The organism is Sulfidibacter corallicola, assembly GCF_017498545.1.
In the GTDB taxonomy this organism is placed as follows: domain Bacteria; phylum Acidobacteriota; class Holophagae; order Acanthopleuribacterales; family Acanthopleuribacteraceae; genus Sulfidibacter; species Sulfidibacter corallicola.
Genome location: NZ_CP071793.1, coordinates 4,531,355 through 4,541,641 on the forward strand (window position 1 = coordinate 4,531,355; position 10,287 = coordinate 4,541,641).

Genomic DNA, 10,287 nt, shown 5'->3' on the forward strand with positions numbered 1-10,287 from the left:
CGACCTCTTCTAGGATTCGTTCACGATTCGGCCGTCGACCAATTCGACCCTTCGATCGGCGAACGCTGCATAGCGCGAATCGTGAGTGACCAGGCAAATGGTGGTCCCGTCGCGATGCAACTCCGCCAAAAGGTTCATGATCGTTTCCCCGTGGCGACTGTCCAGGTTCCCCGTAGGTTCATCGGCTAAAAGGATATCCGGCTCGGTCACCACGGCACGAGCAATGGCCACACGCTGCTGTTGTCCACCGGAAAGCTCAGCGGGAAAGTGGCGATCCCGATCCGTGAGACCGACCCGAGCCAAGGCGGAAGCCACCCGATCGGCTCGTTCGGAGGGAGAAACTCCGGCATAGGTCAGGGGCAGCTCTACGTTTTGAAACAGGTCCAGGTCACCGATCAAATTGAAATTCTGAAACACGAAACCAATCGATTGATTCCGCAATCGAGCCCGTTGCTTGGGGGACAGATCCACCGTGGTACGACCGTTCAATTCATAGGTGCCGTTGGTGGGTGAGTCCAGCAATCCGATGATCGAAAGCAGGGTGGATTTTCCCCCTCCGGATGGGCCCAGGATGCCCAAAAATTCACCGCGCTCGATGGTCAGTTGGACATGGTCGAGGGCGCGGGTCTCGAGGCCTTTGCCACAAAAAACCTTGGACACATCGCGAAGGCGGATCACCGAAGCGGGGGAATTCCCCGAAACCTTGGCGCCAACCAGGTCGGTTAAACGATTGCTGAGATTGTCGATCAAACCACTCACTCCTTGTCAGGCGATTCCCGAACGGAGACGACCTCTCGGAGGGGAAGAAATCGAGTTCGGCCGGATCCGTCTTTCCCACAACCATTCCGCGACGAAATGCCGGGAGAGACTCGGGGCGGCCACCTAGGGAGCAGAAGCTGCGCCAACCTTGACAACTAGTTTTCTATGAAATACTTAAGCCAAAGTGAGACTGCCTTTTTCATGGGCGTGATGCCGGCGGTGTTCGCTGGCGGGCAGTGCATGTCCGAATTCGGACACCCTATGGATTTCCAAAAGCGCGGTGCGCAACCCAACCGGATTCATCCCGAAGGGATAGGGGGGTCCCGTAGCGGAACGAGCGGAAGTTGCAGGATTGCCCGAGCGCCCGACGCATCCTCCCTGTTATGCAACGACAGCGCACCTCCGTGAGCCTCCGCGATTTGACGGGACAACACCAGGCCGATGCCGTTTCCATCCGGCTTGGTGGTGTAGAAGGGCACGAATAGATGCTCCGGATTGGCGATACCAGGCCCGGAATCCAATATTTCCAGTTCGAACAAGCCACGTGAGGGAAACGCCTGCCAGCGTAGGATGACGCCGCCGTCTCCGAGCAGCGCAGATTCGACCGCGTTGTCGACCAGGTTTACCAGCACCTGATCGAGCATCTCGGGATCTGCTGGAAGCCGAACCTCGGGTCCCGGTTCCAGGCGAACCGCAATCCGTGATTCGGCAGCGGCAACCAACCGAATTTGTTTCGCCACTTCGATCATTTTGAGTTTCGGTCGTGAAGGGCCGGCGATGGACCGATGGCGTTTCATCAAGGTAACGAGCATCGCCGTTCGTGAGCGTATGATCGCAAGGCCTTCGATCAAATCCTCTTGCCAGTCCGGATTCTTCTCGGGTCGTTGGATGATTCGCGGCAAGGTATCGACAAGGGAAGCGATCGGGGTCACCGCATTGCTGATCTCATGGCGAAGGACCTTTAAAAGTCGCTGCCAGGCGTCGCGTTCTTCGCGGCGCAGGGGTTCGGTGAGATCGCTCAGCAGGAGAAGGATGTGGGGCCGCCCTTCCTCGCGAAAAGGAGTGCGCCGAATTTGCCACCGGCGCCGCTTTCCGGCAACGGCGGCCTCGCCCACACGCGGCACCTCACCGGCCAGAAACGAAGCGAGCCCCAACTCCTCGGCAGACTTTCCCCGGTTGGCGGAAGTCCCGATCAGCGCGGTCCCGCTTCGGTTGCTCCAACGTAAACGGGTCTGGTCGTCGAAGGCGAACATGGCCACATCGACTTGATCCAACACTTTTTCCAACAAGGCATGGCTTTCGAAGGTGCCGGTGTGCTCGCTGCTGAGCTTTCGAGAAAGTGCGTTGAGGTTCTTGACGATCTCGTTCAGGGACTGACTGGACTCGACCGACCGCATTTGCCTCGAATAATCGCCCTCGATCATGGAGAACAGCAAACTGGATACATTTCGAAGACGGGTCACGAACGTTTCGGTAAGGTAATGAACGAACCAGAGATTGGCCCCAATCACCGCCGCCGTAACCGTCCAGCGAATTTTTTCGGGAAAGGCGGCGAACCAGACCAGTGCCAGTGCGATCCCCGAAACCGGAAACAAGGCGATCAGCGCGGAACCGACGAGCCAACGCTCGGTGGGGGCCGTTCGCTTCATGGCGAACATGCCCGGGAGATCCATGAGACATCAACCGGCATGGGGATCCAACTTGTATTTTTCCATACGGCGATAAAGGCTGCTCCGCCCCAATCCGAGCTCACGCGCGGCCGCCTTGATGTTTCCGTCGGTACGAAACAGGGCCCGTTCGATCAAGTGGCGCTCGGCTTGATCGAGCGTCATGTGCTCCAGGTTGGGACGCGTCGCTGTCGCGGCAGACTTCGTGGCGGGTGCGACGAGGCCCAGGTCCGCGGCGGTGATCGAGAACCCGCGTGCGAGCAGAACCCCACGCTGTATCGCGTGATCCAGTTCGCGAACATTGCCTGGCCAGGAATGGGCCAGCAACTCGGAACGTGCCTCGGGAGACAACTCGATGCCGGCTTTTTGGTATTTGGCAGCGTGACGTTCGAGGAAGGATTCCGCCAGCGGTATGATGTCGTCATGCCGCGCCCGTAGCGGCGGAAGACGTATTTCGATCGTATTGAGCCGAAAAAGCAAATCCTCGCGATACGAACCTTCGCGAGCCATCGCTCCCAGATCGGCATTCGTGGCGGAGAGCAACCGCACATCTACCGCTTCGGTTCGGGAGGAGCCCAGCGGTTCGAATTCTCCGGTCTCGATGACGCGAAGCAGCTTGGCCTGTAGCGGCAGGGAGATGTTTCCGATTTCATCGAGAAAGAGCGTGCCGCCATCCGCACGCTTGAAACGGCCCTCGCGGGCGGTACGGGCATCCGTGAAGGCTCCCTTGGTATGGCCGAAGAGCTCGCTTTCGAAAAGGCTGTCGGAGAGGGCGCCCGTGTTGACGGTGATCATCATCTCGCCGGCACGATCGGAACCGGCGTGCAGGGCACGGGCGGTCAACCCCTTGCCGGTCCCGTGTTCACCGGTAATCAGGATGTTGGCATCGGTCGGGGCGACTCGCTCGATCAAGTCGAGGACACGGTTCATGGCGGGAGATCGTGCGATCATGCCATCTTCTCGGTCCCGAACCAAAAGTCGGTTCTCCTGTTGGAGATGACGGTTCCGGCGATTGACCCGCCCGAGAGCGAGCTGGTTTTTCACGATACTCAGCAGACGTTGATTGTCCCACGGCTTCTCCACGAAATCCCTGGCACCGCGCTGAAGCGCACTGACCGCGAGGTTCACGGTCGCGTAAGCAGTCATGACCACGATGGGCAGGTCCGCATCGGCCATGCGGAGGACTGCCAATAAATCGAGACCTTCCTCACCGGAAGTGGTATCTCGCGTGTAATTCATGTCGATGAGCGCCAGATCGAAGCGGCTACGCTCCAGTTTGGCGCAGACCTCGCCCGGAGAGCCCGCGAGTTCGGTGCGGTACCCTTCGCTTTTCAGAAGCAGGCGCAGCGCCCTCAATACTTCCTCTTTATCATCGGCAATCAATATGCGAGGGTGGCCGCTACTCATCGACGCGCTCCATTCGTAAAGCCATCGATCTCACTATATGGAGCGAACCCCTGAGCGTCAAGGGGCCTCCGAGCGCACTTCTCTCTCGGGCGAAAGGAAATCGAACCCCCGTTTTCCAGGAACGTCACCGACCCACATCCATCACGTGATCGATGAGGGTCGGTCTTCCTGGGTGCGACTGCGAGCGGGCTTCGAATCTCGCCGATCAGGAACCTTCGGGTCGGGAATCCCACTCGTGTCCCGTGGCCTTCAGGGTGCCTCCTCGTCGTTTCGCTCTCTTTGGCGGCGCTGCTCCTCCATCGTCTGAAACAGCTCGCGAATGTCTCGATACCCACCGATCGTGACGAACACCGCCAGCACCGCGAACAATGCCAGCACGACGACGAAACAAATCTTCCAAAAGGCTATCCAAAAATCCACGATCACACCTCCTGCATCTGCGCCTTGTCGTTGAGCGCCTCGCGACGCGCCTCCGACATGGCGTAGGAATTATCGGGGAACAACAAAGACCCCAGGACCATCACGAACAGCGAAAAGGCCACCGTGAGCAGGCCGACCCGCTCGCCCGAAATCTGGATGCCCAGCAGCGCCTGAACCGGGCCGAGACCGACCACGGCGAAGATCCCGCTCAGCAAGGCCAGAAAGGCCCCGGTGGAACTGGCCCGCTTCCAGTAGAGCCCGCCCAACAGGACGGCGAAGGAGCCGGTGAAATAGATGGCGCCGGTCACCGCCATGTAGTCCCAGATGTCGTCGTTCCCCTTGTAGAAGAGGCCCCAGTACAGGATGTACAGGCCGATCACCACGATCAGGATGCGGGTGCACTTGATGCGCTCGGCCCCGGTCATCCCGTTGCGGCGCAAGGGGGCGATCACGTCCTGGGTCAGGACCGAGCTCCACGCCAGGAGATAGGAATCGTGGGTGGACATGAACGCCGCGATCATCGCCGCCGAAATCAACCCGATGATCCCCGTAGGAATGATGCGTCCCAAAAAGATGGGCATCGCATAGAGGTTGTCGAGTGGGGCACTGCCGTCCGTGGGGAAGAACAGGGCGTTGAGTTCGGGAGACTTGGTGGTGATCAACACGAACGCCGCGATTCCCAGGAAGTTGGGAATCAGGAACCGGATCATGAAGGAAATGGACGACCACATGTATTGTTTCTTGACGGTTTTCGCATCCTTGGCGGCCAGGGCCCGGGCTACCGCCGTCGGCCAGATGGCACAACTCACCAGGCCGGCCGTGAACGCCATCCACAGCACGTATTCCAACCCGAAGGCTCCTTCACTGACAAAGGGATCGAAACCCGCCTGGCCTTTCGCGGCCACGATCGTTTCGAATAAATGGTCCCAACCGATCACCTGGATCGCCACGTAGGTCGCGACCAGCATGCCCGCCGAGAGCACGACAAATTGAATGTAGTCGGTCACCACCACCGAGAACATACCGCCCAGCGTGGTGTAGATCAGGACCAGGACCAGCAGCAGCGTCATCACCAGCGGCAGGGCCCAACCCTGGGCCGACAACCCCGTGACGCCGACGATGAAAATCGATCCCACCTTCAGGAAGAGACCCATGTTGAGAATGCCGCCCAGTGCCAACATGATCCCGCCCAACACGCGGGTCTTGCGGTCGAAGCGCTTCTCGTAATACTCGGGAATGGTCAGCACTTCCGACTCGCGCAACTTGGCGACGATAAAGCCGGATGCACCCACCAGAAAGGTCACGATGCCCGCCACCAAGGCGATGTGAAACGCGGCGAAGCCACCCGTGAACCCCTTTTGGGAACTGTACATGACGGTGACGAGACCCATCTCGGTCCCGGTCATGGTGGCGATGCCCAGACAGGTGCCCAGGGCACGGCCGGCGCCGATGTAGTCGGTCATGTTCACGACGAACTTGCGAACGAAGAGACCGATCACGACGGAAATACTGAGGTAGAGCAGGACAATCACCCAATCGATGGAAGAGAAGTTGGTCTGACTGAGAATCTCAGCGGTGTGTTCGTTCATGGCGATGGTTCCTTGCGCGAATTAGTTTATTGATATTACAAACAATGATTCCACGGACGCAAGACATCTTTTCGCCGAGGCCGTGTTTTTTCTCACCAATGACAAGGCTTCGCAGAAAAATTTCGATGCTCGCGAGCAAGCCTGGATTCGTATATCACCTCACGATTCACCGATCGATCTTTGTGGATTGGACCAAACCAGGCCGAAACGCGCCCCGCCATGGCCCAGATCCAGGCTGGCGCAAGCCCTCGAGGCATTTTTTATTACCCACTTAAACACCGTATTTAAAGCATGAAAATTCGCAAACTTCTTTTTTTCTTGTTTTTTGGTGATGCGCTCCGTACAATTTGACCAGATTCATTTGTTAAATAAATAAACAAATAAATCACGAGGTCGCCCACCCATGGTCACCAGGATTCATCCCCATCGAACCGACGTCGCCCGGCCGCCTTCCGGCGTGCAATCCCTGTTCATCGGGGTCGACATCGGCGGCACCAACTCCGAGATCGGCTTCGTCGACGGCGAGGGCCGGTGCCTGCGCAAGATCGTGATCCCCACCTTGCCCTACCATCCCTTTCGTCGCTTCATCGACGAGTTCGTCGCCCAGATCCGCGCCGGCCTCGAGGGCCTGAGCAACTATACCTGTGTCGGGATGGGCGTCGCCGCACCGGGCGCCAATTCGCTGGACGGCCGCATTCGCGACCCGACGAATTTCGGCTGGCCCGACGTGGACCTGGCGCGGGTGCTGCGTGATTTTTTTCCGTTCCCCATTCGGGTCGCCAACGACGCGACCGCCGCGGCCATCGGCGAGAAGAAACACGGTGCGGCCAAGAACTGGCGCAACTTCATCATGATCACCCTGGGAACCGGCCTGGGTGGTGGCATTTTCGTCGATGATCAGCCCCTGATCGGTCACCGCGGCTTCGCGGGAGAGTTGGGCCACACGCCCGCGGAGCCCGGCGACCGGCTTTGCGGCTGCGGTCGCTACGGCTGCCTGGAAACCTACGCCTCGGCCACCGGCCTGCGCCGAACCATGCTGGCCCTGACCGCCAAATACGGCGACCGCAGCGGCCGTTTCCAAGACGTCAGTTACAACGAACTCAGCGCCCGAGCGATTTGGGAGGCGGCCTGCGCCGGCGATCCCCCCGCCCTGGAGGCCTTCGAAATCACGGGCAGCGTCCTGGGCCGCAAAATGGCCGAGTGGGTGCCGATCTTCGATCCCGAGGCCTTCGTGCTGTTCGGCGGCCTGACCCGAGCGGGTTCGTTCCTGCTGGAACCGGTGCGCAAGGCGTTCCGCGCAAGCCTGGCCAACGTGTTCTCCGGCGACATCCCCATCGTGCTCTCCCAGGTACCGGAAAGCGAAGCGGCCATCCTGGGTGCCTGTCACATCCCCGAATACCTACCCGAGTCCCTATCCATAAAGGAGGAGGCCTGACTTATGAGCAATCCACACCTCGATCGACCCGACCTTTCCGCCGTAGAGCGAACGTTGATGGAGCGAGGCGGACAGGCGGACCGATACGCACCTCGCGAAAAGATCCGGACGCTCGTCGTCGAACATTTCCCGATGCTGGGCAAGGTGACGGCCTTGCGATTCCTGGAATGGGCCCAAAGGAATCCGGACTGGTCGGTGGCACTCCCCACCGGCAAGACCCCGGAACACTTCATCAAATGGACCCAACGCATCCTGCGGGATTGGGACCGGGCCGAGGTGCGCCGCATTTTGGAAACCCACGGCCTCGATCCGGCGCGCAAACCCGACCTGAGCCGCCTGCACTTCATCCAGATCGACGACTTCTATCCGATCCACGGTTGGCAACAGAACAGTTTCTTCCATTACGTCAACCGCTTCTATCTCGGTGGATTCGGTTTCGACCCCAAGAAGGCGTTGCTGATCGATCCCGACAAGATCGGCCTGGACCCGGGTGAAGACCTGGATCAGGTCTGGCCCGAAGGCCAGGTGGACCTGTCCTTGAGAACACGCGCACCGCGCACCGCCCTCCAGCGGCGCCAACAGCGGCTGTTGGCCGAGGTCGACGAATTCTGCTACCGCTACGAAGAGCGGATTCGCGAGCTGGGCGGCGTGGGTTTCTTCCTGGGCGGCATCGGTCCGGACGGGCACATCGGCTTCAACGTGCGCGGTTCCGACCATCTCTCGACGACGCGCCTCTGCGAGACCAACTACGAGACCCAGGCCGCGGCGGCTTCGGATTTGGGCGGCATCGAAATATCCAGCGCGCGCCTGGTCATCACCATCGGCCTGGGCACCATCACCTGGTGCCCCGAGACGACCGCGCTGGTCATCGCGGCCGGGGAGGCCAAGGCGGCCATCGTACAACGCGCCATCGAGAGCGAGCCCAGCAACCAGGTTCCGGCCTCGGTGCTGCACAAGCTCGACAACGCCTGCTTCTACGTCACCAAGGGCGCGGCCCGCCTACTCACCGAACGACGCCACCACCAGCTCGAAACCCCCGAGACCTGGGACGACACCACCCAACGCTCCCTGGTCATCGATGCGGCCCTGAATGCCGGATGCAGCCTGGCCCAAACCGGTCACGAGCAGATCGAACGCCTGCGCTCGGGCAGCCTGTTGCTGGAGCGCCTGGAACGGCCGGTGGTGGAAGCATGCGACGGGGCGGCCTCCTTTTTGAAGGAAAGCCTGAACCGGGCCCTGGCCACGCCGTGCGGCGAGACCTTCCTGCACACGGCACCGCACCACGACGACATCATGCTCGGTTACCTGCCCTACCTCGCCCAGTTCGTGCAGGATCCGGCCAACAGCCACCGGTTCCAATACCTGACCAGTGGGTTCAACGCGGTCACCAACGGCTTCATGGTGGATCGCTGCAATTGGGCGAGCGCCTTGCTCCGCAACCCGGAGTGGCGTGCCGGCGCCCAGGCCTATCTCGCACCGGACCGGCGCGAGCACCGCGAAGCCGAGGTCCAAATGTTCCTGGACGCCTTGGGCGCGGAAGACGCGACCGGTGCGGCACGGTCGGCAGTGGGGGCCAGACTCCTGGCCTGCGTGGCCGAAATCTACGGTGAACCCGATCCGGAGGCCTTGGAGCACCGCATCGACGCCCTGCGACACTATTTCCTGACCACTTACCCCGGCAAGAAAGACGAACCCGAAGTCCAGAAACTCAAGGGCATGCTGCGCGAGTGGGAGGCGGAGGTCCTTTGGGGCCATCTGGGCTTCGGTCTCGACACCATCCACCACGCGCGGCTCGGCTTTTACAAGGGCGACATCTTCACCGAAGAGCCGGAGATCAACCGCGACGTGTTGCCGGTGCTGGAGGAAATTCGCCGCGTCCAGCCGAGCGTCGTGACGGTCGCCTTCGATCCCGAGGGCAGCGGGCCCGACACGCACTACAAGGTGATGCAGGCCGTGGCGGCCGCACTACGCCTGTATCGCGACGAGACCGGCCGCAACGACATCCGAATCTGGGGGTACCGCAATGTCTGGTACCGGTTCCACCCCGCCGAGGCCGATCTGGTGGTGCCGGTGTCCCTGGGTCAAATGGCCGAGCTGCATCGACTGTTTTTGGATTCGTTCGCCTCCCAACGGGAGGCCTCCTTCCCCAGCTACGAACACCAGGGCCCCTTCTCCGAGTTGGCGCGCCAAATCCAAGTGGAACAGTACCGGCAAATTCGAACCTTGTTGGGCGAGTCGTTCCTACGCCGCCACCCCGATCCGAGAGTGCGCGCGGCACGTGGCTTCCTGTTCGTGCGGGTCATGGAATTGGACGAGTTCTTCGAAAAGACCCGCGAACTCAAGAAATCCATCGAGTAGGTCGGTGACGCGACCACATCGCGACCCTCGTTTCTTCGATTCCCTGAAGCCCTGCACTACCCCCCGCTCCCTTTCTACCGCTTTCTCGTAATTCTCGAAGCTCTCTATTCATCGTGTGCAAACCACTTCGTGGTTTCTCCTCTATTTTCCAGGTTTGCCGCATGGGTCGATCCCCCGATCCATGCGGTTTTTTTGTGTGAGGAGCCAGAGCGAACCCGCCATTCGAGAAGGGAGACCGCACACCCCTGGTCGACAGGGGTCACTGCGGGGTCGGGAAAGGCGACCCCTTCGAACTTGCATGAATGGCAACCTTTCCGGCGCGGGTCGAGCTAGTGCTCATCGAGAAACAGGGTTTTTTGAAAATGCACCTCTGAATCGGCAGGATTGCCAACACCTACTCATATGAGCAGTCAGGTATCAGGTGTCAGCTTATCACCTTAAAACAATGACCTTGCTGAGACCTGACACCTGATACCTGATCGCGTGCCCATCCAGCCGGACCGCTTGGCTTGTCGAAATGATTTCGTTTCATGATGGGCACGAGCTAATGAATTGAGACTGCTGTCAATAGGCTTGCGGTGATCGCATCGAGCCGACGTCGAAATCAGGAATGGCATTTTTCGCCAAATTACAAATAAGCGTGATCTAAAAC

At 60.0% G+C, this 10,287-nt stretch carries 7 protein-coding genes; 2 read left to right on the forward strand and 5 right to left on the reverse strand.

Annotated features, from left to right (window positions below):
- Positions 1-9 precede the first annotated feature (9 nt).
- The 5 genes from J3U87_RS13315 to J3U87_RS13335 all read right to left on the reverse strand — a co-directional run bounded on the left by J3U87_RS13315 (position 10) and on the right by J3U87_RS13335 (position 5,842).
- Entirely contained in the window at positions 10-750 is a 741-nt protein-coding gene (locus J3U87_RS13315) for an ABC transporter ATP-binding protein (protein ID WP_237383536.1), read from the reverse strand.
- Positions 751-1,058: 308 nt separating this feature from the next.
- A complete protein-coding gene (locus tag J3U87_RS13320) occupies positions 1,059-2,417 on the reverse strand; it encodes a sensor histidine kinase (protein ID WP_237383537.1) in 1,359 nt (452 codons plus the stop codon).
- A gap of 21 nt (positions 2,418-2,438) precedes the next feature.
- Positions 2,439-3,833, reverse strand: a complete 1,395-nt coding sequence (locus tag J3U87_RS13325; protein WP_237383538.1) for a sigma-54-dependent transcriptional regulator — start codon at positions 3,831-3,833, stop codon at positions 2,439-2,441.
- Positions 3,834-4,082: 249 nt separating this feature from the next.
- Positions 4,083-4,253, reverse strand: coding sequence for a hypothetical protein (locus J3U87_RS13330; protein ID WP_237383539.1), 171 nt, complete (start codon positions 4,251-4,253; stop codon positions 4,083-4,085).
- 2 nt (positions 4,254-4,255) lie between these two features.
- Positions 4,256-5,842 (reverse strand): sodium:solute symporter family protein, encoded by a 1,587-nt coding sequence (locus J3U87_RS13335; RefSeq protein WP_237383540.1) that lies wholly within the window; start codon positions 5,840-5,842, stop codon positions 4,256-4,258.
- Between the two features lie 403 nt (positions 5,843-6,245).
- Here J3U87_RS13335 and J3U87_RS13340 point away from each other — a divergent pair, with 403 nt between their 5' ends.
- On the forward strand, positions 6,246-7,277 hold the full coding sequence (locus J3U87_RS13340) for an ROK family protein (protein WP_237383541.1): 1,032 nt from the start codon (positions 6,246-6,248) through the stop codon (positions 7,275-7,277).
- Positions 7,278-7,280: 3 nt separating this feature from the next.
- Positions 7,281-9,635: a hypothetical protein gene (locus J3U87_RS13345; RefSeq protein WP_237383542.1), complete on the forward strand. Its 2,355-nt coding sequence runs from the start codon at positions 7,281-7,283 to the stop codon at positions 9,633-9,635.
- Positions 9,636-10,287 lie beyond the last annotated feature (652 nt).